At 52.5% G+C, this 24,799-nt stretch carries 24 protein-coding genes; 11 read left to right on the forward strand and 13 right to left on the reverse strand.

What is annotated here, in order from left to right; translation table 11 throughout:
• Positions 1 to 54 precede the first annotated feature (54 nt).
• Positions 55 to 876: a C40 family peptidase gene (locus tag ACUTQ5_RS09845; protein WP_445651093.1), complete on the reverse strand. Its 822-nt coding sequence runs from the start codon at positions 874 to 876 to the stop codon at positions 55 to 57.
• Positions 877 to 1,290: 414 nt separating this feature from the next.
• Here ACUTQ5_RS09845 and ACUTQ5_RS09850 point away from each other — a divergent pair, with 414 nt between their 5' ends.
• Positions 1,291 to 1,638 (forward strand): Grx4 family monothiol glutaredoxin, encoded by a 348-nt coding sequence (locus ACUTQ5_RS09850; RefSeq protein ID WP_012144929.1) that lies wholly within the window; start codon positions 1,291 to 1,293, stop codon positions 1,636 to 1,638.
• Positions 1,639 to 1,708: 70 nt separating this feature from the next.
• On the opposite strand, the gene rnt is transcribed toward ACUTQ5_RS09850, so the two are convergent.
• Positions 1,709 to 2,389, reverse strand: coding sequence for a ribonuclease T (gene rnt, locus ACUTQ5_RS09855; RefSeq protein WP_135316354.1), 681 nt, complete (start codon positions 2,387 to 2,389; stop codon positions 1,709 to 1,711).
• A 78-nt stretch (positions 2,390 to 2,467) separates the two neighbouring features.
• Positions 2,468 to 2,875 (reverse strand): lactoylglutathione lyase, encoded by a 408-nt coding sequence (gloA, locus tag ACUTQ5_RS09860; RefSeq protein WP_153860638.1) that lies wholly within the window; start codon positions 2,873 to 2,875, stop codon positions 2,468 to 2,470.
• 338 nt (positions 2,876 to 3,213) lie between these two features.
• Here gloA and idi point away from each other — a divergent pair, with 338 nt between their 5' ends.
• A complete protein-coding gene (idi, locus tag ACUTQ5_RS09865) occupies positions 3,214 to 3,753 on the forward strand; it encodes an isopentenyl-diphosphate Delta-isomerase (protein WP_445651094.1) in 540 nt (179 codons plus the stop codon).
• 69 nt (positions 3,754 to 3,822) lie between these two features.
• On the opposite strand, the gene ACUTQ5_RS09870 is transcribed toward idi, so the two are convergent.
• The 4 genes from ACUTQ5_RS09870 to ACUTQ5_RS09885 all read right to left on the reverse strand — a co-directional run bounded on the left by ACUTQ5_RS09870 (position 3,823) and on the right by ACUTQ5_RS09885 (position 8,290).
• Positions 3,823 to 4,920, reverse strand: a complete 1,098-nt coding sequence (locus ACUTQ5_RS09870; protein WP_445651095.1) for an alkene reductase — start codon at positions 4,918 to 4,920, stop codon at positions 3,823 to 3,825.
• Positions 4,921 to 5,007: 87 nt separating this feature from the next.
• The gene (locus tag ACUTQ5_RS09875; protein ID WP_012144934.1) at positions 5,008 to 5,628 is read right to left on the reverse strand and encodes a TetR/AcrR family transcriptional regulator; all 621 of its coding nucleotides are present in this window, start codon (positions 5,626 to 5,628) and stop codon (positions 5,008 to 5,010) included.
• A 226-nt stretch (positions 5,629 to 5,854) separates the two neighbouring features.
• Positions 5,855 to 7,492 carry a phosphoethanolamine transferase EptA gene (eptA, locus tag ACUTQ5_RS09880; RefSeq protein ID WP_445651096.1) on the reverse strand — a complete coding sequence of 546 codons (1,638 nt, stop codon included), beginning with the start codon at positions 7,490 to 7,492 and terminating at the stop codon, positions 5,855 to 5,857.
• Between the two features lie 156 nt (positions 7,493 to 7,648).
• Positions 7,649 to 8,290: an NAD(P)-dependent oxidoreductase gene (locus tag ACUTQ5_RS09885; protein ID WP_445651097.1), complete on the reverse strand. Its 642-nt coding sequence runs from the start codon at positions 8,288 to 8,290 to the stop codon at positions 7,649 to 7,651.
• A 123-nt stretch (positions 8,291 to 8,413) separates the two neighbouring features.
• On the opposite strand from ACUTQ5_RS09885, the gene ACUTQ5_RS09890 reads away from it, so the two are divergent.
• The 3 genes from ACUTQ5_RS09890 to ACUTQ5_RS09900 all read left to right on the forward strand — a co-directional run bounded on the left by ACUTQ5_RS09890 (position 8,414) and on the right by ACUTQ5_RS09900 (position 10,600).
• A complete protein-coding gene (locus ACUTQ5_RS09890) occupies positions 8,414 to 9,343 on the forward strand; it encodes a LysR substrate-binding domain-containing protein (RefSeq protein ID WP_445651098.1) in 930 nt (309 codons plus the stop codon).
• Positions 9,344 to 9,364: 21 nt separating this feature from the next.
• Entirely contained in the window at positions 9,365 to 9,604 is a 240-nt protein-coding gene (locus ACUTQ5_RS09895) for a DUF1289 domain-containing protein (RefSeq protein WP_174352483.1), read from the forward strand.
• Positions 9,605 to 9,703: 99 nt separating this feature from the next.
• Positions 9,704 to 10,600: an aldo/keto reductase gene (locus ACUTQ5_RS09900; protein ID WP_445651099.1), complete on the forward strand. Its 897-nt coding sequence runs from the start codon at positions 9,704 to 9,706 to the stop codon at positions 10,598 to 10,600.
• 67 nt (positions 10,601 to 10,667) lie between these two features.
• Here ACUTQ5_RS09900 and ACUTQ5_RS09905 read toward each other — a convergent pair whose 3' ends face one another.
• The gene (locus ACUTQ5_RS09905) at positions 10,668 to 12,518 is read right to left on the reverse strand and encodes a polyurethane esterase (RefSeq protein ID WP_445651100.1); all 1,851 of its coding nucleotides are present in this window, start codon (positions 12,516 to 12,518) and stop codon (positions 10,668 to 10,670) included.
• A gap of 241 nt (positions 12,519 to 12,759) precedes the next feature.
• On the opposite strand from ACUTQ5_RS09905, the gene sodC reads away from it, so the two are divergent.
• Entirely contained in the window at positions 12,760 to 13,281 is a 522-nt protein-coding gene (sodC, locus tag ACUTQ5_RS09910) for a superoxide dismutase [Cu-Zn] SodC (protein ID WP_445651101.1), read from the forward strand.
• A 9-nt stretch (positions 13,282 to 13,290) separates the two neighbouring features.
• Here the strand turns inward: sodC and ACUTQ5_RS09915 are convergent, their stop codons facing one another.
• Genes ACUTQ5_RS09915 through ACUTQ5_RS09925 form a run of 3 tightly spaced genes read right to left on the reverse strand, consistent with a single transcriptional unit; the run spans position 13,291 to position 16,425 of the window.
• Positions 13,291 to 15,318 (reverse strand): FUSC family protein, encoded by a 2,028-nt coding sequence (locus ACUTQ5_RS09915; protein ID WP_445651102.1) that lies wholly within the window; start codon positions 15,316 to 15,318, stop codon positions 13,291 to 13,293.
• Positions 15,319 to 15,327: 9 nt separating this feature from the next.
• A complete protein-coding gene (locus ACUTQ5_RS09920; protein WP_445651103.1) occupies positions 15,328 to 16,185 on the reverse strand; it encodes an efflux RND transporter periplasmic adaptor subunit in 858 nt (285 codons plus the stop codon).
• 3 nt (positions 16,186 to 16,188) lie between these two features.
• Complete coding sequence (locus tag ACUTQ5_RS09925) at positions 16,189 to 16,425, reverse strand: DUF1656 domain-containing protein (protein ID WP_445651104.1); 237 nt, start codon at positions 16,423 to 16,425, stop codon at positions 16,189 to 16,191.
• 180 nt (positions 16,426 to 16,605) lie between these two features.
• On the opposite strand from ACUTQ5_RS09925, the gene slyA reads away from it, so the two are divergent.
• Complete coding sequence (slyA, locus tag ACUTQ5_RS09930) at positions 16,606 to 17,040, forward strand: transcriptional regulator SlyA (RefSeq protein WP_445651105.1); 435 nt, start codon at positions 16,606 to 16,608, stop codon at positions 17,038 to 17,040.
• Positions 17,041 to 17,127: 87 nt separating this feature from the next.
• On the opposite strand, the gene ACUTQ5_RS09935 is transcribed toward slyA, so the two are convergent.
• Entirely contained in the window at positions 17,128 to 17,592 is a 465-nt protein-coding gene (locus ACUTQ5_RS09935) for an outer membrane lipoprotein (protein ID WP_445651106.1), read from the reverse strand.
• A gap of 368 nt (positions 17,593 to 17,960) precedes the next feature.
• Here ACUTQ5_RS09935 and anmK point away from each other — a divergent pair, with 368 nt between their 5' ends.
• The 4 genes from anmK to tyrS all read left to right on the forward strand — a co-directional run bounded on the left by anmK (position 17,961) and on the right by tyrS (position 21,585).
• Positions 17,961 to 19,082: an anhydro-N-acetylmuramic acid kinase gene (gene anmK, locus ACUTQ5_RS09940; protein ID WP_445651107.1), complete on the forward strand. Its 1,122-nt coding sequence runs from the start codon at positions 17,961 to 17,963 to the stop codon at positions 19,080 to 19,082.
• A 45-nt stretch (positions 19,083 to 19,127) separates the two neighbouring features.
• Positions 19,128 to 19,430 (forward strand): MliC family protein, encoded by a 303-nt coding sequence (locus tag ACUTQ5_RS09945; protein WP_017892676.1) that lies wholly within the window; start codon positions 19,128 to 19,130, stop codon positions 19,428 to 19,430.
• An 87-nt stretch (positions 19,431 to 19,517) separates the two neighbouring features.
• A complete protein-coding gene (gene pdxH / locus ACUTQ5_RS09950; protein ID WP_445651108.1) occupies positions 19,518 to 20,171 on the forward strand; it encodes a pyridoxamine 5'-phosphate oxidase in 654 nt (217 codons plus the stop codon).
• Positions 20,172 to 20,310: 139 nt separating this feature from the next.
• Positions 20,311 to 21,585, forward strand: coding sequence for a tyrosine--tRNA ligase (tyrS, locus tag ACUTQ5_RS09955; RefSeq protein WP_115184778.1), 1,275 nt, complete (start codon positions 20,311 to 20,313; stop codon positions 21,583 to 21,585).
• A gap of 97 nt (positions 21,586 to 21,682) precedes the next feature.
• On the opposite strand, the gene ACUTQ5_RS09960 is transcribed toward tyrS, so the two are convergent.
• Positions 21,683 to 24,781 carry a DUF4214 domain-containing protein gene (locus ACUTQ5_RS09960; RefSeq protein WP_445651109.1) on the reverse strand — a complete coding sequence of 1,033 codons (3,099 nt, stop codon included), beginning with the start codon at positions 24,779 to 24,781 and terminating at the stop codon, positions 21,683 to 21,685.
• Positions 24,782 to 24,799 lie beyond the last annotated feature (18 nt).

The following is a 24,799-nucleotide window of genomic DNA, read 5'->3' on the forward strand; positions in this document are numbered from 1 at the left end:
GGTTTGCGGGAACTATTAGGGGAGAGCGGCTGACAGCGCCAGCCGCAAAAGAGATTATCGAATGGTTTTTGGCGTGACAACCCGGCGTGCGCCGATGTAGTGGTTTTGCCAGTAGTCGTTGTCGAGTTGGCTGATGCGGATTTCTTCACCGGTACGCGGTGACTGAATGAATTTACCGTTGCCCAGATAAACCCCAACATGGTCAGCCACACCGCGGTTGTTAATGCGGAAGAACACCAGGTCGCCACTTTCCAGTTCACTCTTCTTGATTGGCGCTGCGTCACGCAGGTGATACATCTCGTTGGCAGTACGCGGCATTTTAATTTTAACGATGTCTTTATAGGCGTAATAAATCAGGCCGCTGCAATCAAAGCCGGTTCTTGGCGAGGTGCCCCCCCAGCGATAAGGTTTACCCATTTGATCCATCAGCTTGGCCATCGCGGTTTGCTTGGCATGCTGGTAGCGTTTTTTGTGTGCCGGGCTGAGCTTCAGCGGCTTTTCGTCACCCACCAATTTGGCGGTTGCCATGCCGGTTTTGCGATGGCGGCCATAGCCTTTTTTATAACCCTTCTTCGGCGGAGTCACTTTAATTTTGGCTATTTTATGAGTTTTGTTTTTCGATTTTGTGCTAACGATCTTTTTAGCGGCTTTTTCTGTTTTGGCTTTGGAGACCTTGGCGGTTTTCTGCGGAGTAGTGACTTTCACTTTTTTGCTGCTGGCTTTAACCGCTTTCTTTTTCTTGCGGTCATCCGGCCGGGCTTCGTTTACGTGGCTCTTGCGCTGCTCAGCGGCAACACGCGACTGTGGCGCTGCGTGCGCCAGATTAAAGAATAGCTGTGTAAACAACAGCACAAAAAGCGTAAGAATTAAACGCATGTCGACGTTACCAACCTTGGCCCCGGAACAGATATCGAATGAGTGACAGTATTCCCGAATTTCGCCATATAAAACAGCGAAGAACCCATAAATGATAATCCATATTGTGAGAAAACGTTAATAGCATTTTTTTTGCCGAAAAATCAAACCGTTGATGTATAAAAAACCAACAACGACCACCAGGGAACTTATTAAGTGGCGTTTTTTGACAGGAAATATATTAGTGAAATGGCCGGATTAAAAATGTTATTCTGCGCATATGTTTTGACCGGAAAGGCCTTGCCGGTGAGACGCGACTGACAACGGGGGAATGCCCTTGCAAAAGATGGCGTTTTCTTGCAACTGTTCCAGCCGCTACAATAGCCAGTGTGATGCATGTTGTAGCCATGAGATTTGGCTTGAGGAAGCAATATAATGACGACGACGATTGAAAAAATTCAGCACCAGATCACTGAGAACCCAATTCTGCTGTACATGAAAGGTTCACCGAAATTGCCAAACTGCGGTTTCTCGGCGCAAGCCGTGCAGGCACTGTCTGCCTGTGGCGAACGCTTTGCTTATGTTGATATTCTGCAGAACCCGGACATCCGTTCCGAGTTGCCGAAATACGCCAACTGGCCGACTTTCCCACAGCTGTGGGTAGACGGTGAGCTGGTCGGCGGCTGTGATATCATCATGGAAATGTATCAGCGCGGTGAATTGCAGCAGCTGATCAAAGAAACGGCAGAGAAGTACAAACAGCAGGAAGACCAGCAGCCATAATCGGCTTGGTTTTATTGTTGCAAGTCATCGGGCGGTGCCAGCTAATACTGGGCCGCCCGATTTTTTTGTCTTAGTCGGTATTAGTGGCGGCCAGTGGCCAACCGCCAAGACGCTTCCAGCGGTTAACCAGCTCGCAGAACAGCTGAGCGGTTTGCTCGGTGTCATACAGCGCTGAATGCGCCTGGGCACTATCGAAGGGAATATCGGCGGCAATGCAGGCTTTGGCCAGTACCGTCTGTCCCAACACCAGTCCGCTTAACGCCGCGGTATCAAAGGTGGCGAAAGGGTGGAAAGGATTGCGTTTCAGGCTGGCGCGCTCGGCGGCTGCCATCAAGAAGCTGTGATCAAAATTGGCGTTATGCGCCACAATTATCGCCCGGTTACAGCCGCGATCCTTAATGCCCTTGCGTACCGCTTTAAAAATAGCGTGCAGTGCATCGTACTCACTGACCGCACCGCGCAGGGGATTACTCGGATCTATGCCGTTAAACGCCAGCGCTTCGGGCTGCAGGTTGGCACCTTCAAAAGGCTCCACGTGAAAGTGCAGGGTTTCGTCCTGCTGCAACCAGCCGTCTTCATCCATTTTTAACGTAACGGCGGCAATCTCCAGCAACGCGTCAGTTTTGGCATTAAATCCGGCAGTTTCTATATCTATCACTACGGGGTAAAACCCACGAAAACGGCCACTCAGGGCGTTAAGATCACTTTTTTCGGCCATCAGTTTCTTATCTTCATCGAATGCAGCGCGCATTATGGCAAATTTTGCGCCCGGTTGCAGGCGGTTATCACGCGGAAAAAACAAGGGCGCAGAAAGCGCCCCTGGTTGACCTTAGTGGCCGAGGCCATGGCCGGCGTGTTTGTTCTCGATCAGTTCGATTTTATAACCGTCCGGATCTTCAACAAAGGCGATAACCGTGGTGCCGCCCTTGACCGGGCCGGCTTCGCGAGTGACCTTGCCGCCGGCATGACGAATGCTGTCACAGGTTGCGGCGACATCATCCACGCCCAGGGCCAGGTGGCCGAATGCGGTGCCCATCTCGTAGCTGTCGGTGCCCCAGTTATAGGTCAGTTCAATCACCGCACCTTCACTTTCATCGGTATAGCCTACAAACGCCAGTGAGTACTTGTATTCCGGGTTCTCGCTGGTACGCAGCAAGCGCATGCCTAATACCTTGGTATAGAAGTCGATGGAGCGTTGCAGGTCACCGACGCGGATCATGGTATGGAGTAAGCGCATAATTCCTCTGATTGGATGTGCCGTTGCCAATGGCGGATGGATTGAAGCAAATCCAGTATAGCGTTGTCGCATAAGGGATTTCAATGTATGCCACGGCAGGGAGCATTATGACATCAGTGACGTTGTCACTCAGGAATTCGGCAGGGTAACACTACCGCACACTTTGTCGCCGTGCATAACATGGAAATAAGTACTATAACCGCTGTCAGGAACAGAGCGTCACGATAACGATTTAGCGCCCGGATTGGACAGGGCTAATTTATAAATTTGGATCAGATTAATAATGACGGTTTATATTTTCACAGCAGGAACATCAGGTTTGCCGAAGGAGCCGCTTAATGGATGAAATGCTGATTCTGGTTGATGCTGATGATAATCCGATTGGCTCCCAAAGCAAAATGCGGGTACACCAACAGGGGTTACTGCACCGGGCATTTTCAATTTTTATCTTTGATAGCCAGGGCCGCCTGCTGTTGCAACAGCGGGCATTCAGTAAGTATCACTCGGCCGGGCTATGGACCAACAGCTGTTGTGGCCACCCGCGCTGGGGCGAGTCAACGCTGGCTGCGGCACAGCGTCGCCTGCAGGAAGAGATGGGTTTCAGCACTGAACTACAACAAGTTTCCAGCTTTACCTATCAGTCTGCGGTACCCGGCAATTTAATTGAGCATGAATTCGATCATATCTACGTGGGTTTATTTGATGGCAAGCCGCAGGGAGCGCCTGAAGAGGCCCATAGTTGGTCGTGGACTGATATTCAGCAATTAATGGATGAAACAACGCGTAATCCTGAAAAGTTTACCGTTTGGTTTCTCACCATAATGAAGGATCTTGGAACCAATGAAATGGAACGTTGGGCGAGGTTGGCGGCGAGCTAACTGACAGATATCCCCTCAATGGCAAAAAGCCCGCCGGTATTAGTCTACCGGCGGGCTTTGCTATTTTACTTACAGCGTTGGATAGTCGGTATAGCCTTCAGCACCACCACCATAGAACGTTTCCGGTTTAGGTTCGTTCAGCTCCGCGCTCAGTTTGAAGCGCTCAACCAGGTCCGGGTTGGCGATATAGCTACGGCCAAAGGCCACGGCATCGATAAAGCCTTTATTAATTAACTCTTCTGCTTTCTCGCCGGTATAGGCACCGGCCCCGACAATCACCCCTTTAAAGTGGGCGCGTACCGAGTCACGGAAGGCGTCGGAATAAGGCTTGCCACCCGCCCAGTCAGGCTCGGAAATGTGTAGATAGGCGATGTTACGCTTGTTCAGCTCTTCCACCAGATACAGGGCTGCATCTTCCTGATCTTCACCATTGTCCAGGCCGTTGAACGGACCCAGCGGTGAAATACGGATACCAATGTGCTCTGAACCCCATTCAGCGATGCTGGCATCAACCACTTCCAGTGTCAGACGCGTGCGGTTTTCGATGCTGCCGCCGTACTGATCGGTACGCTGATTAGATGCCGGAGCCATAAACTGGTGCAGCAGATAGCCGTGCGCCGCATGCAGTTCGATAAAGTCGAAACCGGCCTCACGTGCGTTGGCAGTCGCCTGGCGGAAATCGTTAATGATGCCTGGGATCTCTTCAGTTTCCAGGGCGCGAGGGGTAGAGGTTGGCACTCGTACCCAGGCACCAGTTTCGTCACGCACGGTAGTGCGTGTGTCGGCATTGATCGCAGAAGGGGCGACCGGAGCCTGCTGGCCCGGCTGCAGGCTGTTATGGGAGATACGGCCCACGTGCCACAGCTGAACGGCGATATGGCCGTTTTTTTCATGCACAGCTTGGGTGATCTTTTTCCACGCGGCGATCTGCTCTGGGGTATGCAGCCCCGGTGCGCCGGCATAGCCTTTCGCCTGGAAAGAAATCTGGGTGGCTTCGGTGACAATCAGACCCGCGCTGGCGCGTTGGGCATAGTATTCCCCCATCAATGGCGTCGGGATATCACCTGGCTCAATGCTGCGCAGGCGCGTCAGCGGGGCCATAAACACGCGGTTTGGCAGGATTACAGCGCCAACCTTCAGCGGGGAGAACAACTTTTCAATCTTCATAGTGCATCCTATATTAATAGACCGGTCGACTAGTGATAAATATAAAACCGCCCAATGTGGCAATTCATGATAAGTCAGGGCATTTTTTTAGCGCTGCGCCGGACGCAGCAACAGTTCAATACTTTCCAGCGCGCTGGTCAGCGGGGCGACCGAATGGCGGATTTTGGCGCGCAAAGAGGCGCCAAGCCACAGGGAATACAGCGTTTCCGCCGTGGCCGCCGGACTCATGGCCAGCGACAATGAACCTTCGCGGATCCCGCGTTCAATCGTATCCTGCAGGTGACCAATCACCCGGGCACTGCCGGTTTCCAGCGCATGACGCATGGGCTCCGACAGGTCGCTCACCTCGGCAGACAATTTCACCGCCAGGCAGGCGTTATGGCATTCGCTGCGGCAGTGATAGCTGATCGCCTGAGCGTAATAGCTTAACAATTGGTGGCGTGCATCACCTTTATCATCGGCAAACAGCTGTTGCATTGCCGCATCATAGTGTTCGAAATAACGCTGTAGCATCGCTTCGCCAAAAACTTCCTTCGACCGGAAGTAGTGGTAGAACGAACCTTTTGGCACGCCCGCCGTGCTCAGCAGTTCGCTCAGTCCCATACCGGTAAAACCGAGACGCAGGCTGAGGGTCTCGCCGGTAGCGAGCAAATGTTCACGGGTATCTGTAGGGCAGTGCGCATGTTTAGTCATAATGGGTGTCAGCATAATAGACCGACTGGTCTAGGTCAATAACAATAAAAAAACCGGCATAAAATGCCGGTCAGACTGATGACAAATCTCATTCCTGCCCAGAGCGAGTAGAGGCCGATAAATAAAAATCAGGAAAATCAATTTATTGATTTTCGGCTGCTTTGTCAGCAACATAACCAGCATAAAAATGCCGGTTATGATGAGTGATACTTTGCCTGAATAAAGCGCGGAAGTTAAGCCCTTAGGCGGCTCCCCGGCAGCGTTGCAGAATATCCAGCTGCGGTTGATATTCACGGGTTTGTATGTTCAGCATGCCGAGCAGGGTATGGAACAGGTTGTCTTGTGAGACTTCGTCCTTTTCCGCCATATTGTTCAGACACTGGCGATCGATCTTGAAGTTGCGCTCATAGTCTGCTGACATCCACATCAGGAAGGGAACCTGGGTCTGCTGGCTTGGAGCGAAGACATAGGGCGTACCGTGCAGGTACATGCCGTTTTCACCCAATGATTCACCGTGGTCGGAAAGGTACACCAGCGCCGTGTTGAATTTCCCGCTGTACTGCTCCAGCAGTTTGATGGTGTCGTCCAGCATGGCATCGGTATACAGCAGTGAGTTGTCATAGGTATTCACCAACTGCTCGTGGCTGCAATCCTGGATCTGATTGCTGTTGCAGGTGGGTGAAAACTTCTGGAACTCTGGCGTGCTGCGCCGGTAATAGGCCGGACCGTGACTGCCCATCTGGTGCAGCACAATCACGCTGTCGTCTTTCAAGCTGTTGATGTAGTCATTCAGTTTATACAGCAGCACGTTATCCATACAGACGTCACTGTCGCAATCCTGCGGCAGTTTCAACTTGGTCATGTCAATGTGCGGCACGCGATCGCAGGCACCTTTGCATCCGCCGTCGTTTTCACGCCACAACACATTGACCCCGGCATGCACCAGTACGTCAAGCATGCCTTCCTGATGGGTAGCCTGGCTGGCGTCATAATCCTGGCGTGGCATGTTGGAGAACATGCAAGGAACGGAGATCGCCGTTTCGGTGCCACAGGAACTGGCGTTTTTAAAATACACCACGTTGTCCTGCTTCAGGCGTGGGTTGGTTTCACGCTCATAACCGCCTAATGAGAAGTTCTCGGCACGCGCCGTTTCTCCAACCACCAGGATCACCAAGGTTTTCTTTTTTTGTGTAGTAATCAGTGGCCCTTTACGTGCATCCTCACCGATTTTCACCAGTGGCAAATTGCGGGTGAAGTAACGCTGCTGGGTAAATTTGATGGTGCCGGAAACGAAGTTCGACGGCGTCAGCATTTTCACCACGCTTTTGTTATTACGGATAAGCGACGCGTAATCCTTATAAAACAGGGCGGCGATAATCAGGATCACCACCACCGAGAGCATCACGTTAGCGGCGCGCAACCCGACCATGTACCACCATGGGCGAGTTTTACGGATTTCGATAAAGCACACCAATACCGCAGGCAGAATACCCAGCAGCAACAGCCACAGGCCCATACGTGGCGTCAACAGCGCCGTGGCTTCCTGAGGATTGGTTTCGAAGGCGTTCTGCATCATATTGCCGTCGATCACCACGCCGTAACTGAACATAAAGTAGTTGGCGGTCGCGCTGCCGATCAGGAAGAAAATCATCAGTGGCTTGCGTAAGAACGGCACGGTCAGCACGCTGAAGATAATATTCAGCGCACAGAAAATCACCACCGGCATGGTGGCGGCGAAAATCACGCTGTGGACGTTATCGAAGGTGATATACGACCAGGCTTTATGAAGGAATAACGCATTCTGGAACAGAGTGAAGAATAAGGCACTGGCGAGGATAAAACCCAGGCTGTTGCACTGTAAGCGTTGACGAAACGACATTGCCAAATCTGAATCCTGATATTGAGTAATGCGCTGAAATTTACAGGATGAAACTTAAGAAAACCTTAGAGATTTATCATGGTTCTGGGGGGAGTTGGGTTTAGTTTGAGAGACGCCAGACCGAGCGGGTCTGGCGTAGGGGGAAGGTGAGAATGATTAATAGGCGGCGGTAAATTGCGCTTTAACAAACTGCGGTTTTTCGATTTCATCGGTAATCGCTACCGCCAGGTCTTCCACCGAGATACCGGCCGGGGCCTGGCCGTTCATCAGCAGTTTGGTGGTTCCCAGACGGAACTGACCGGTACGTTTGCCAGGCTCCAGCAGAGCTGCAGGAGACAAATAGGTCCAGTCGAGTTGGGCGTCATTGCGCAATTTATTGCGTAAATCACGCACGGCCTGAGCACCCGGGCGGATATTTTCCGGGAACTGTGGGGTATCGACCAGTTCAACGCCAGGCGCCACTTCCAGGCTGCCGGCACCGCCAACCACCAACAGGCGTTTTACGCCGGATTTTTTCACCGCGTCCAGGATCTGTTGTGAGCCTCTGGTGGTTTTCTCATACAGATTTTCTTCCGCCCAACCCGGATTAAAGGCGCTGATTATTGCATCCTGACCGGTTAGCTGTTTCGCCAGCCATTCGGTGTCGGCGACGTCGCCCAAAGCGATGGTCAGGTTTGCATTGTCGGGCAAATCTTTTTGCTGACGTGCAATCGCCGTGACCTGTAAACCGCGGTTCAGCGCTTCATCCACCACGCGGCGGCCAACAAAACCTGTTGCTCCAATAATGGCTACTTTCATCTGTTTGCTCCTGTCGTTTATCAGCTCAGATCCACCTGAGCGCGTATCTACAATGTAGTACTTAACAATAGGCTTGATTAGTGCCATATTCATGCTTTCTTGAGTAAGTAAAACTTCATAATCGTGGATAAACTGAATCGAATGGCGGTTTTTGCTACCGTGGTGGCGGAAGGTTCCTTTGCCGGAGCTGCCCGGCGGCTGGGCATGACGCCATCGGCGGTCAGCCAGCATATGCGTTCGCTGGAAAAAGCGCTCGGTGTGCCGTTATTACATCGTTCTACGCGACGCCTGGCGCTGACCGAGGCAGGGGCGGCATTTCACCCCGGCTGCGAGGCAATGCTGTTTCAGGCACAGCAGGCTGAACAACGGCTGGCCGAGCTGCGTGACACTTTGGTGGGGGAGCTGCGTATCGCAACCACCATTGGCATCGGCGGCCGTCCGCTCGCAGAGGCGCTGGCACCGCTGTTGCAGACGCATCCCAAACTGACTCTGCGGGTGTTGGCGGACGATCGGATAGTCGACATGATCGAACAAAGGATCGACATTGCATTACGGGTCAATCGTCAACTGGCTGATGCCAATATGATTGCCCATCCGTTGGCCGAATGGCCGATGGTACTGTGTGCCGCTCCGCGCTACCTTAGCCAGCATGGGGTACCCGAGACGCCGCAGGATCTGGTACAGCACCGCTGGATCTCCGGCGCTTTCAGCGGCGCGCATCTGGATTTGCATCATCAGAGTGGGCAGCAGCTCAAATTGCGCCTGGCGGAGGGGCAGATCGTCAGCGACAGCATGAACGTAATGCGCGCCTTCACCCGCAGCGGTCTGGGGATATCGATTCAACCGCTGTATGAAATAGAGGATGAATTGCAGCGCGGTGAACTGATCCAACTTATGCCTGAATGGCGACCGGCACCGTTGCGGCTGCACGCCATGACGCTCGAACGGGCAATGCCGGAGAAAAATCGTCAGGCGCTGCGTTATTTACGCGACTATTTTCACCGTCATGCCGAAAAGTTACTTGCCAGCGGCGCCGATGGCGTCTTCAATTAGCAAGAAAACGCAGGAGGACGTGTGGCGCAGCAGCTCGAGTTTTTTGACATCCCCAGCCCGTGTCGCGGCATTTGTCAGGCCGACGATCGCGGCTTTTGCCGTGGTTGCCTGCGCAGCCGCGAGGAACGCTTTGGCTGGATGCAAATGAGCGATGCACAAAAACGCGACGTGCTGCGCCTGTGCCACCAACGCTTGCTGCGCCTGCAGCGTGCTAATAAACAACCGGACGAACCCTTGCCGGAACAACCGTCGCTGTTCTAGGTCATTTCTGATCTGCCGCACGTGAGCGCGGCTTTCCGCTTCCCACCGAGTTATCCGCTTGTGTATGCTGGCATGAAACAATGTCATGAGGTTTCAACAATGGTAAACCGTGTACAGCTCGCGCCGCAGGGGCCTGAATTTTCCCGCATGATTTGCGGATACTGGCGTTTGATGGAGTGGGGCATGTCGCCGCAGCAGTTGCTGGCGTTTATTGAGCAGCATATTGAGCTGGGTGTCACTACCGCCGACCATGCGGATATTTACGGCGGCTATGCCTGCGAACAAGCCTTTGGTGAGGCGATGCGTCTGAAGCCTTCACTGCGTCAATCGATGGAACTGGTGTCCAAATTTGGCATCGCCACCACCGCTAAACCGGGTAACCTGATTGGCCACTACATTACTGACCGTGAACATATCGTTTATAGCGCGGAACGCTCGCTGGCACATTTGCATACCGATTACCTTGATCTGCTGCTTATCCACCGTCCGGATCCATTAATGGACGCCGATGAGGTGGCCGAAGCCTTTGTGGCGCTGCATAAAAGCGGCAAAGTGCGCCATTTTGGCGTATCCAACTTCACCACCACGCAGTTTACGCTGCTGCAGTCGCGTCTGCCGTTCTCCCTGGTGACCAATCAACTGGAAATTTCGCCGATCCATCAACCGGCTATTCTGGACGGTACCCTGGATCAGTGCCAGCAATTGCGCATCAAGCCGATGGCCTGGTCTTGTCTGGGTGGTGGCCGCCTGTTCAACGACGCCGAGTTCCAGCCGCTGCGTGATGAGCTGCAGGCGGTGGCACTGGAGATTGGCGCCGAGACTATCGAGCAGGTGGTGTACGCCTGGGTGATGCGTTTGCCGTCGTCACCTTTGCCGATTATTGGCTCCGGCAAGATTGAGCGCGTGCGTTCGGCGCTGAAAGCACAGCAGTTGACGTTGAGTCGTCAGCAGTGGTTCCGTATTCGCAAGGCAGCTCTGGGTTACGACGTCCCATAAATCTCTATGACCATAAGAAACCGGGCAACCGTGGCTGCCCGGTTTTACTTTCTGATATCCCACAACCTCAGGCCAGCACCACCTGGCCGTCCGACAGGCTGCTTAGCCCCAGTCCGACCAGCGTGACCGTATTGCCGCCAAAGTTAAACACCAGATTGTCGTTCACTTCAGAAACGAAATCGCGGAAGTTACCGCCCGCGCTGCTGCCATCGGTGCCCATAAAGACCAGTTTGTCCTGCGCCTGATAGCCGTAAATCTGGTCCTGACCAAAGTCACCGCTGAACAGGAAGGTATTGTTGCCGCCTTGACTGTGTATGACGTCGTTACCGGTGCTGCCGACGAAGGTTAAATTACCGCCAGCATGGCCAAGCAGAGTGTCGTTGCCATCGTTGCCGAACAGCCATTTATCATTGGCACGCGCTTGCAAGATATCATCGCCGGAACCGCCGTTGAGTGATGAAGCATAGGCCTTCAGCCCTTCGCTCGATTTTAATCCGGCGCTGGTAACCTGATGATCCAACTCTTTGCTGAAGATGACCCAAGAGGTTTCTTTAGTTCGCAGTGTGCCAATATCATCGGCTAGGGTGATACCGCCTTTGGCGTCACGCAGGTAGAGCGTATTGCCGTCGTAGGCAACCTCGCTATTTTTCAATTCATGCTGCAGATCCAGAGTGTTATTGCCTTCGCCGCCGGAAATAATATTGAAACCGCCATTGTCGCGGAAAGTGTCATTACCGGCGCGGCCCTCAAGGTAATCGTTCCCAGTGCCGCCTTTGATTAAATCATTACTGTCACTGCCAACAATAAAGGTCGGGCCGCTGTGTTTTTCAGCATTGCGATTGAGATCCTCAACCCAGGTAGTACCGCGGGTGATATCCGAGAGGTTGGAAACAATCACCGTTGAGTCTTTGCCGGTCAGCGAATAAAACTCTGAGTTTAGTACCCGCATCAACCCGTCCTGATAAAAGAAGGGCAGATGGGATAGCCAGGTTGGAATATTCAGGATTGAGAAGGGCAGAATATTCCAGGCGTCAGAAGCATAATGATCGTTGAAATTAACGATATTATTGGTGGCGGACTCCCGTGGGCTATCATGGACTCCCAATGAGGATAATGTCAGGTTGGTGCCGTCCAGCGCGCGGAATACCGGGTCGTTTTCATAACCGATATTAATCACCTTGTCGCCAGTCTCGTATTGCGTTGGTGAGGCGAACGCCACATAGTTCGATGGCGCGTAGAAGCCACCCCAATTATCGTCGCTGAGTGCTGCCATGCTATTTACCGCCAGTCCACCCAGGCTGTGGCCGCTGATGGTCACATCATCGCCGCTCAGCCCGTGTGCCTGGGCGAATTTGGCGACATCACTTAGCAGGGTACCGAAGGCCTTCAGACTGTAATTATCGGCATAACCGGCAGGACCAAAACCCGCCAGCAAATCATTAATCAAATCTCCAATGCTATCGGTAATCAGGGATTCACGCGGGCCGCTGGTGCCACGAAAAGCAATACCAATGGAGGTGAGATTACCTTCACTGTCATATTTTCCCAAAACTTCGGCCTGTGCGGTGGTGTAACCCAGGATTTCACCGTAATAGGTACCACGCGCGTCGGTTTTACCGGTATAACCCAATTGGTCGGCCCCTATCACTGACCACCCGGCGTTATTTACCGTTTCCAGTGCCGCCTTTTCCGAGTCGGGGTTCCAGGGAATACCGGGTAACCCACCCTGTGACTGCGTGCTGCCAATTAACGCCGTCACCAGCGTTAACGGTAAACCCAATCCAAAACCGGTATTGTGGTAGCCCTCATCAAAGCCATTGTCGATATTGTGATAGGCATAAGTGGAAATCGCAAGAGCGTCAGTGAATAACGCCTTGGATTTTTCCTCGTCGAGCCCTTGATAATTAAAGATTCCCATATCAGTTCCTTATGAACTAGCTGCAGTGCCGGGGTGATCTTTGAATAGCTATTGCAGCTTGTGCTGGTAGAGAGGATATACCGAACGGCAGCTGGTCAGAGGACCGATATCGGCAGAATTATTATTAGTATGAATTATTCAGAATGCGAATTTGATCGGCAAAATTGTGCGCATTTTGTGCGATTGCGTCACAGATTCCCCTATACTTGAACACTCACAGGTATTCCAAGGAGATTGATTGATGAAACATTATTTTTATGCGGCCTTCGGTTTGATGGCTTGCGGAGCCGCTCAGGCGGCGACGGTGGATGTTGACATGAATCTGGTGACCGGACAGGGAATTGGTCAGGAAATTGGCAAAGTGACGATCAGCGAAACGCCTTATGGCCTGCTGTTTACTCCACAACTCAAAGCGTTACCGGCTGGCGTGCACGGTTTCCACGTTCATGAGAACGGCAGTTGCGAGCCGGGGATGAAAGAGGGCAAAGCGGTTGCCGCACTAGCAGCGGGCGGGCATTTTGATCCGCAAAAAACCGGTAAACACCTTGGTCCCTATGCCGATGGCCATTTGGGCGACCTGCCGGCGATTTACGTAACGGACGATGGCATGGCCAGTGATCCGGTATTGGCTCCACGGCTGAAAAAAATCAGTGAAGTAACCGGCAGGGCGCTGATGGTACATGCTGGTGGCGATAACCACTCCGATCATCCGAAACCCCTGGGGGGTGGTGGCGAGCGTTTCGCCTGTGGCGTTATTAAGTGATAAAGCCACTTAGCCCGCGGTTGCCGCTGCACTGTCAGGCGGGGTGATAGCCTGCTGTAACTGTTGCAACGAACAATAAAGTCGCCAAATTAATCCGGCAAGATCGCGCGCTGCCTGTTCCGGGTGGTGCGCCAGTGCATTACTCATGCGTTGCAGCTCTTGTAAGCTGGCGTCCAGCGAACTGTGCTGTACGCCTTTTACCGTCATAATGCCCCGCAAACAGTGAATACAGACGTCACGCACCGCCGAGAGCGGATCGGAGCGGGTCTGCCAGTCGCGCAGTTGCCAGACGATATGGCTGCAGTTGAGCAGCACCACGCCCCAGCGTAATAACCAACTGCGTGCCTCTTGATCCTGGCTTTGATTCAATTGGCTGACGCGGTGATAAATCAGCGATTCAAACAGGCTCTCGCTTTGCTGCGGCTTTTTACTCAGCTGATCGATAAAGTCTCGTCGCAGGGCGCGGATAATGCGCCGGCTTTTGCGCTTGTCTGAGCTCGGCCGCAAGATCTGGAATGCCAGACCGGCCAACAGCACGCCGACAATTTTGCCGATGCTGTCATTGATAAACGACTGATAATCGTAGCTTGGCGGGTTGGTAACGGACAAAAACGAGCCCATAAACACGATCAGTTGCCCCCAGAGTGCAGCATAGGAGGGATTCTGCAGCTTGAGCATCTGCATGGTGACCAGTACTGGGAACAGGAAGGCACAGAACAACCATAAGTCATCTATCTGAACCATCAGGCCAAACTTCACCAAAAAACAGACTATAGAAAGCAGTGTCACTGCCTTGAGCAGGGTGGTGATGCTGTTGATAGGGGACGGCGTGGAGGAATAGAGCACACAACTGATGGCAATCAGCGTCAGTGCCGTACTGCCGGCATCCCACTGGGTGTTAATCCAGTAAGCACAGCCGAGGATAATGCACAGAAAAGTGCGCAGGCCATTATAGGCGGCCTCGTAACTGTCGGTATGACGAGCCAGAGAAGTCACGCGTGGCGGTTGTATCTCGCTGACCGGAGTGGCGCTCTCCAGCCGTTGCAGCCAGCGGCTGCAGTTAAGGTACAACCAGCAGAAATTGCGCAGGCGTAGCCAAAAGGCACGATGGCGGTAATCGGCAGGATCCTGTGGGGCGATCTGCTGCAGGATGCGGGCCAACCGGTATTTATCGGTATGGGGATTACGCAGTTCGTTCAGCAGTTGATCCAAAACGGTCGCCAGGTTGGCCGGGCGTTCCGGCCAGTTCAGCAGCATGCGGCGCAGGCTGGAGATCACGCTGGTAATGCGCAGTTGCTGATGCAGCATATAGTTGAGCAGGTTATTCTGCCGACGCAGCCGGTAGTGGCTCCAGAAGGCCTGAATACGCAACAGGTTCATGGTCAGGATCTGGCCGATGACCCCTTCATGTGACGTGCGCATCTGTACGGTAATCTCGGGTTGCCACAGCATCGCCGCGTGCTCCAGCAACCGCAGGTGCATGCGCCGCAGAGAGGTCAATAGCGCTTCACCGTCCGAAGTGCTGGGCAGGATCATCATCATCAGTCCGCCGCACAGAATACCGGTGATCACCTCGCAAACGCGTGCCTGGGCGATATCAAAGATTTGCTGGGTGTCGGTAACGTTGACCGTACTAAAGGCGATGATGGCGGCGGTATAGCCTGCCAGCGCAAAGGCGTAGGAGACGTTGTTTTGATAATGATTGGAAATATAGGTGCACAGGCCGATCCAGGCGGCAATGAACAGCGTGAACAGCCAGGGATCGTTGAGGCAATGACCGGCAATCGCCACCGACGCGGCAGCACCGACCAGGCTACCGAAAACGCGCCCGATGCTTTTACTGATCACACCCCCGACGGTGGGGAAACTGACCACTGCCGCTGAGGTGAGTGCCCAGTAAGGCTCATCAAGATTGAGGACGAACGCTACCCATAACGCAAGACACATCGCCAGCGAATTGCGCAGCGCATAACGCCATTGCCCAGCGCTGGCTTTCCCCCAGGGGGTACGCTTCCATTCCAAAAAAGGCAGGTTCACTGGTTAGCCTTACTGATGAATGGAGATGGTGCAGGTGGTGCCGGCCACCAGGGGTAAATCAGCGGGCGCATTCAGTAGTTTTATCCGTACCGGAACGCGCTGTGCCAGCCGTACCCAAGGCACGTTGGGCTTCACGTCCATTAATAAATCACTGCTGCTTTCAACGCTCTGATCGTAAATGGCACGGCCAATGCTTTCTACTTCGCCCTGGAGAGGGGTGTTGCCATTATATAAAACGATATCCGCTTTATTGCCTTCTTTTATATGCTTTAGCTTGGTTTCTTCAAAATAGCCGAGGACATAAAAAGAGTGTACGTCGACCAGTGCGACCAGTGGCATACCGACGCTGGCATAGTTTCCAACCCGGGTTTGTAAGTTGGTGATATAGCCATCGGTAGGGGCATAAATTTTAGTTTTACTTAAATTCCATTTGGCCTGTTCCAGATTGGCCTGGGCGGCTTTATAGGCAGCTTTCATTGCCTGTGCTGCTAAATTTGACTCATCCATGTCTTCTGCGGAAATAACATTTTTGGGCAGGCTACGACGGCGGGCTGCCTCATGGTCGGCTTTGGCCATATCGGACTGCGCTTTTGCCAGCGCGGCCTCTGCATTGTCGAGCGCTATCTGGTATGGCACGGGGTCGATCGCAAAAATCAGACTTCCCGCAGGTATGAACTGATTGTCATGAACGGTTATTTTCTCTAATCTTCCAGAAACTTCTGGTGTGATATTGACGAGCTCGGCGCGTACTTTTCCATCACGGGTCCACGGGGATTGCATATAATAATTCCATAACCACCAGCCGGCACAGATGGCAATGGCGCAGACGATTACCGTAGAAAAATATTTTAATGTTTTATGTGTCATCGGTTACCAACTTGCTAAAAGCCACAGGGCGCCGCTGACGGCAATGACGAAAATAGACAAATCCATCAGCATGGGATGCCAAATTTCGCCGGAATAAATCCATTCTCGCAACAGGTGGTGTACCAGTAGCCATAAAACCAGGCCAAGCAACACAGCCTTAAATATGGGTGGAAAATAAAGCGAGGCGCCCAGCACCAAATCGGGTAGCGGGGACGAGGCATGGAGCCATGAAGTATTCACATTAACAATCCCGATGAGTGAATATGTTGAGTTTTTGCATAGAGAATAAACAATAACTGGCCAAAATGGTGGCTAATTCCACAATATATATTATATACATTTGTGTTTTTAATGTTAGTTACTCAAAATAGTCTAAACTGTGGGAGGGTATGTTAGCATGCTAATTATAAGGAGGGGTAAGTGGAGTCAACATTAGGTTCCGATTTAGCACGATTAGTTCGTGTTTGGCGCGCGCTGATCGATCATCGGCTCAAGCCGCTGGCGCTGACGCAAACACATTGGGTAACCCTGCACAGTATCAATCGTTTACCGCCGGAGCAGTCGCAGATCCAGCTGGCCAAGGCGATCGGCATTGAGCAACCGTCATTGGTTCGTACCCTGGACCAGTTAGAAGAAAAGGGGCTGATTACTCGCCACACTTGCGCCAACGACCGGCGTGCGAAGCGTATCAAGCTGACTGAAGCTGCCGATCCCATTATCCGAGAGGTGGACAGTGTGATCAGTTCGACGCGGGGCGAAATTTTGAGTGGGATTTCCACTGATGAAGTGCAATTGTTGGTAGATCTGATTGGCAAGTTGGAACAAAACATCACTGAACTGCAAAATAAACAATAAGAACTTCTTCTTTATACGATTAGATTTCACAGCATCGGAAATGAAACCGGAGGCCTAAAGCCTCCGGTTTTACCTGCTGAGTTCAGCTTACAGTGGGGATACGGTGATGGTATCGCCAGTGCGAGCCATACGAACACGTTGCCCTGGGCTGAACTTGGTGTCGCCCGCCTTCTGAACCACCACGATGTTCTCTTTCTGGTCGGTCTTGATTTCCAGCTCATAGCCTGAAGTACGGCCGGCAGCTTCACCGATGCTGTTACCGGCTACGCCACCTGCTACAGCGCCGGCTGCAGTCGCCAGGCTACGGCCAGTGCCGCCGCCGACGGTGTTACCGAGGAAGCCACCCAGCACGGCACCACCGATGGTGCCAATGGTGTTCGATGTTTCACTACCCTGGATCTTGACCGGGCGCACAGAAACCAGCGTGCCGTAAGTCACGGTTTGCACCTGTTTGGCCTGCGAAGCGGAATAAACGTCGCCGGACATGGAGTCATTGGCGCACCCTGCCAGCGTAACTGCGGCGATGGCAACGACGAGAAGACGCTTGATCATATAAAACTCCTGTTGGTAGTAGTCCATAACCTGGGGAACCTTGCCAGGCCAGATTCATAAAAATGATAGACAAAGTATGGCTTAAACGCACGCATATAACCATAACCCGCTACTGCACGCAGCTTAGCTTTGCTCTGTTCAACCAATAATAAACGGTGGTTTAGTTTTATAACAGCGTTGGAAGAAATTCCATTGCATGTTGAAGCCCTGCTTAGCCGTACTTATCAATATTCGGTGTGGGCTAAAAACAGGCACATTGCTCACAGAGGTGAGAAAATACAACATATTTCATGGCGTTAATGTGGCAATTCTGGTTTATTTGTCAGGTCAAAATTTTTGCTTCCCCATATAGGGTAAAGGATGTAGCTATGAAGTCAGGCCGCTATATAGGTGTTATGTCTGGCACCAGTCTGGATGGTGTCGACGTGGTACTCGCTGCGATTGACGGACGTATGGTGGCGCAACAGGCCAGTTACAGCCATCCGATGCCGCTCCAACTGAAGCATGATATTCTCGGGATGTGCCAGGGCCAGCAGACCACGCTTTCTGCGGTCGGGCGGCTGGATGCGCAGCTTGGTACGCTGTTCGGTGAGGCGGTACTGGGCTTGCTGAAGCAAACCGGCGTGGCGGCGCACGACATCACCGCCATCGGTTGTCATGGCCAGACGGTTTGGCATGAACCCGAGGGGGATGTGCGTTTTTCTATGCAGTTGGGCGACAATAATCGCATTGCCGCACTGACCAACATCACCACCGTTGGCGATTTTCGCCGACGTGACATGGCCTACGGCGGTCAGGGAGCCCCGTTGGTACCTGCCTTCCATCAGGCACTGCTGTCGCACCCGGTAGAGCGCCGTATGGTGCTGAATATCGGTGGCATAGCCAATCTGTCGATGCTACTGCCGGGGGCTGCGGTGCGTGGCTTTGATACCGGGCCGGGCAATATGCTGATGGATGCCTGGATATGGCGTCATCAATCAAAGCCTTACGATAAGGATGGTGGCTGGGCGATGGCGGGACGCGTTTGCTTGCCGCTGTTGCAACAGATGCTGGCCGATCCTTACTTCTCGCTACCTGCACCGAAAAGCACCGGGCGTGAATATTTCAACACGACCTGGCTGGAACGTCAGCTCGCGGGCCTGGCGGCAGTCAGCCCGGTGGATGTGCAAACCACATTGACGGAATTGACGGCAGTCACCATTTGCGAACAGGTTCAGTTGGCAGGGGGCTGTGAACGACTGCTGGTCTGCGGCGGTGGGGCGCGGAATCTGTTGCTGATGGCACGGATGTCGGCGTTGTTGCCAGGAACCGAGGTCTGTCTGACGGATGACTTCGGCATTAGCGGCGATGATATGGAGGCGCTGGCCTTTGCCTGGCTGGCGTTTCGTACCTTGTCCGGGCAGCCCGGCAACCTGCCTTCGGTGACCGGTGCCAGCTGTGAAACCCTGCTGGGTGGGATTTATCCGGTTTTGCCTTTGAGGGGGCGTTAGCTCTGTTAGGATAGAAATCGATGGATTTCCCTAAGGAGCAACAGCATGAAAAAAATCATTATTGCCGCCGGCACATTGGTGCTGGCTGGCTGCAGTTATGTTCTGCCGCAAAATAGCCAAACCTTGCATTACCAGTGCGGCACCACGCCGTTGACAGTGTCACTGGACGGTAAGGAAAGTACCGTCAGCCTGCTTATGGACGGTGAGCAACTGAAGCTGAAACAGGTACTGGCCATGTCCGGTGCAAAATACAGCGATGATAAATACACCTTTTGGTCGAAGGGCCAAAACGCCTATCTTGAGCGCAATGGCAAAGTGATTATGAGCGACTGTACGCTGACGAATTGATCCGGCAGTTGCGGCGTCAGAGCGATTGAGATCCTGACGCCGCTGGCGCAGAATAGAATCACGATTTTTCAGTTGGTTGATAACCGAATGATTGAAAATAATGAATTTGATGTTGCGGACATGCGCCGCGAATATACTCGTGGCGGCCTGCGCCGTAAGGACCTGACCTCCAACCCCCTGGAACTGTTCGAACATTGGCTGAAACAGGCCTGTGATGCCCGTCTGGCAGATCCGACCGCCATGTGTGTGGCCACGGTGGACGAAAACGGCCAACCTTACCAGCGTATTGTGTTGCTCAAGCATTTTGATGACAAAGGGTTGGTGTTCTACACCAACCTGGGCAGCCGCAAGGCGCAGCAACTGGCGAATAACTCGCACATCAGTCTGCTGTTCCCGTGGCACATGCTCGATCGTCAGGTGATTTTCCTCGGTAAAGCGGAGCGCCTGTCCACCTTCGAAGTCATGAAGTACTTCGCCAGCCGGCCGAAAGACAGCCAGATCGGTGCCTGGGTATCCCAGCAGTCATCGCGTATTTCTGCGCGCGGCGTGCTGGAGAGCAAATTCCTCGAACTGAAGCAAAAATTCCAACAGGGCGAAGTGCCATTGCCGAGTTTCTGGGGGGGGTTCCGGGTTAATTTCGACTCCGTCGAGTTCTGGCAGGGTGGCGCCAACCGTCTGCATGACCGTTTCCTGTATCAACGGGACGGTAATGACTGGAAAATTGACCGACTGGCGCCCTGAACGGTGAAAATCCCCCTTAAGCGCTGGCACTGATGTCGCCGGCGCTTTATTCTATGCGTCATTCTGAATTTAATATTTCGCCAGTGGGCGAAAGGTCGTGTACCGACAAAGGTGCATTCGTTTATACATGGAGTCATTGATGGCAAGCAGCAACTTGATTAAACAACTGCAAGAGCGGGGCCTCGTTGCCCAGGTTACGGATGAAGAAGCGTTAGCAGAGCGACTGGCGCAAGGGCCAATTGCACTGTATTGCGGTTTCGATCCGACCGCTGACAGCTTGCATTTGGGCCATCTGGTTCCTCTGTTGTGCCTGAAGCGCTTCCAGCTTGCAGGCCACAAGCCGGTAGCCTTGGTGGGGGGGGCTACTGGTCTGATTGGTGATCCGAGCTTCAAGGCGGCTGAGCGTAAGCTCAATACCACCGAAACGGTGAACGAGTGGGTGGATAAAATCCGCAAACAGGTTTCTCCGTTCCTCGATTTCGACTGCGGTAGCAATAGCGCGATTGCCGCCAATAACTACGACTGGTTCGGCGGCATGAACGTGCTGACCTTCCTGCGTGACATCGGCAAGCATTTCTCCGTCAACCAGATGATCAACAAGGAAGCGGTAAAGCAGCGCCTGAACCGTGACGACTCGGGCATTTCTTTCACTGAGTTCTCCTACAACCTGTTGCAGGGCTTCGACTTCTCCGAGCTGTACAACCGTCATCAGGTTGAACTGCAGATTGGCGGTTCCGACCAGTGGGGCAATATCACCTCTGGCATCGATCTGACCCGCCGCATGCACCAGCAGCAGGTATTCGGCCTGACCGTGCCGTTGATCACCAAGGCTGACGGCACCAAGTTTGGCAAGACCGAAGGCGGCGCAGTCTGGCTGGCACCAGAAAAAACCAGCCCGTACAAGTTCTACCAGTTTTGGATCAATACCGCCGATGCTGACGTGTATCGCTTCCTGAAGTTCTTCACCTTTATGGATCTGGCCGAAATCAACGCGCTGGAAGAAGAAGACAAGAACAGCGGCAAGGCACCGCGTGCCCAGTATGTGCTGGCAGAAGAAGTGACCGGTATGGTGCACGGTGCGGAAGGTTTAGCTGCGGCCAAGCGTATCACCCAGAGCCTGTTCTCTGGCGCGTTGCACGAAATGACCGAAGCAGACTTTGCCCAATTGGCACAGGACGGTATGCCGACCATCAAGCTCGATGGCGATGCCGATCTGCAGCAGGCGTTGGTTAACGCCGAGCTGGTGCCTTCACGCGGCCAGGCGCGCACCATGATCGGTTCCAATGCGGTGACCATCAACGGTGAGAAACAGTCCAACGCCGAATACAGCTTCAGTGATGCCGATCGCCTGTTCGGTCGCTACACGCTGCTGCGCCGTGGCAAAAAGCATTACTGCCTGGTCGATTGGCAGTAAGCGCGTCTGTCTGAATGAAGAAGCTCGGGGGATAACCTCCGGGCTTTTTTTATTTTCAGCGACGTTTGACACAGGCTAACTAATCGCTAATCAGTCTTCAGGCCATTTCCTCCACCAGATGCGTTCCTGCCGCTGCGCCGTTGATGGTAATCGCCGGTGCCTGGTAGTGCAGGGAAACGGCGGCCAGGTACGGGTCCTGATTACCGATCGAGAACACCAGATCATCGGCATCAAAAGTCTGGTTGTGGTTATTGTCCACAATGACGTACACCGATTTATCCAGCTTAAGCAAGCCGACTTCAGACAGGTTATTGGTGCTGGTTCCGTTGGTGATGTTGGCCAATACCTGTGAGAACAGATCCTGAGCGTTGTCGGTTGCCGTCAGGCCGTTAAAAGCATTGTTAAGCTCAGTGGCCGTGGTCGCGCTGCCGTACAGCGTGGCGGTTTTGTCACCGGTTTTGGAGAAAACCCATTGATTGCCGACGTCACCGGCGGTAATGACGCTGTTCTGGTAGCCGGTATTCAGGGTGACCATGTTATCGATAGTACTGTCGTTAAAGATCAACTCTCGCGAGGAATCCAGAGTGGTGTTGCCTTTAACGTCGGCCGAATGCACTATCAGACCGGCATCTTTCACACTGAGTTGGTAGCCCGCCAGTGTGTCGATGATATGGCTAAAGTCACTTTTGTTAGCGAGAGCGTTAAGGGTTTTGTAGAAACTCCCACCGCCGGTGCCGCTTTTTTCAGATACCAGGTTGAGATCTATTTTAGCGATTTGTGTCCCTGAAAAGATGCTGGTGCCGGTAATGGTTTGCAGATTATTGCCGAAATCAGCGGCAATGGTCAGATTGAGTGACTTAGGGCTGCCATACTTATCAGTGGTAACCTCCAGCAGCAACTTGGATATTGAGTTATCCCCTCCGCTAAGCGTCAGCGTTTGGTTCTGTCCCGCATTGCCATATCCGATTATTCTAATTTCCAACAGGTCTTTATGGTCGGAGGTCAGGCTAAAGCTCCCCATATCCAGATTGTGACTTTGCCCGGCAGGGGGGGAGAGAGTCAGAGTGAAACGGGTATCGCTTTTTGCCGTATCGTAAATATGGATGTTACTGTCTTTGGTCAACTCGTCGTTAATTATAAAGCCAGTGTGGTTGTAGTTGAGTAGCGTTAAATCACCGGAGTAATCGGAGATTTTGGCGAGCCCCATACCGGTAAACTTGCCCTCAAAACTGGTTGGTAATTGAGCTTGTTGCAGATAGTTGACGTTGTCGTAGGCAGGATTATAAATGCTGGCATTTTGGCTGAATAAACCAAAGTCAAAAACATTACTGCCTTCGGTAGCGACCAACTTACCATCCAGATAAATTTCGCCCGTACCGCGATAATGGGTCAAATCTATGATGGAGTAATATAAAAACTGGTTGAGGTTACTGACGATACTGGCATCAAGGCCGCCGCTATCATTGGTGGTCAAATAAATCGATTTTGTAATAAAATTAGCTGATATTGGGTAGGAAGAGTACGAAATATTGTGAGATTCGGCGTGAAAGCCGCTACCAATATGGTTTGCTCCGCCGTTGACGCTGTTTCCATCCCAATATAACCGATCCACTAACAGACTGATTTTCGCATCGCTTAAGCTTGCGTCAGCCTCTACCTCCACCCTGGCATGCTTCACGTCTAACGGCAGGGCTGCGTTCGCGTTTGCGATATTTTTGTCGTTAAGCAATATTTCAATAGGCTTATAACCCAATGGTTTTAGCACTGTGGCGCTGGTGGCATAGTCGCCAGAAAGCACTATTTTGTAGTTATAAGAGACTTTGAATTTCACCAGACTGAGGTCTACCGCGATATCGACATTGGCATTGATATTCAACAGGCCCAACGGCGCCAGATAAGCCATTTCTGTGGCAGTCACTTCATGAGACGCTCGCGCATTGAGGTCCGCCATCAGTTTGCCACTGTCAGAAAGGATAAATGTGCCGTTAAATACTTTTTGATAGCCCAATGATCCACCTAACTTCGCCTCAAAGTGCTGCAGCGGATAGGGTGACGGTGGAGCGGGATTATTGTCCAGGGGATATTTACCGTCACGGAATGCGTCGATGATCAGTGAGCTGGCTTTGATTTTATCGTTCCCGGCCTTAAGCAGGATCGCCTGAGCTGAAGTGCTGTCGAGCGCGAGGCCATAAAGCTTCAAATAAATATTCTGGTAATCGCTGGCATTGCGGAATTGATAGGCACCGGAGAGGATTTTTAGCAGTTGGTCGTTCGTCGTGCCGCTGGCAAGCAGACGACTATAAGTATCCAATGCGGTAGCATCTGCCGCCACCCCCGCAACCGTCAGATAAAGTGACATCACGGTTTCGGTAAATTGTGCAGCCGGAAGTTCGCCTGGCGCATAAACATGGGTTGCCGCCATGAAGTTCTGTTTGGCCGCCTCATGGCTGGTATCATTTCTGATATCGGCCATCATACGCATAATCACATCACCGCGAGTTTCGCTTTGATTATTCAGGCCAGTGATGTAATTTTGCACATCGCTGTTGCTGGCGGAGGTTCCAAAGGCTTCGGAAAAGATTTTCTTCACAAAGTCTTCGTTGTTAAGAGAGCTGATGTAACTTTTGGACGCGGCAAAATAATTAGCGATATCTGCGGCAGTTTTTTTACCGCTGTCCAGAATGCCGCTCCAGTAATTGATGGCCGTAGAGTTGGTCATGCTGCCGAGCAGATAATAAATACCCTGTATGTCCGCCGCTGCATCAATCTGTGCCGGTTGCTCGACTTGCGACGGATATAACGTGGTGTTGATGACGTTTTCCAGATGCTGTTGCTGGCTTTGAGGCCGCGTATCACTACCGGCATAATTTTTGGTTTCGCTAATTAAGGTGGTGGTCAGGCTGCCCAATGTTTTACCGGCATCGACCTGCGCGGTCAGCGCGCTTAGCGTTGCGGCATCCGGTGGGGTGCCATTGGTATTTTGATAGATGTACTGCACTTTTTGGCTGGTGGTCAGGCCATCGTAACGGTGTTGACCATCTTGAGAGAGAATAAATTTACTGGCTAACTCATTCTGGGTGTAAGCACCGCTTTCAAGTTTTTTAGCAAAGTAGTTCAAGGCCTTATCGTCGGCTTTTTTTCCCAGAGTGGCGTAGAAAAGGATGGCAACATCCTGCTGTAACGTTAATAGACTCATTGTCTTTCCCTGTGTGGT

This window comes from Serratia sp. NA_112.1, assembly GCF_052691715.1.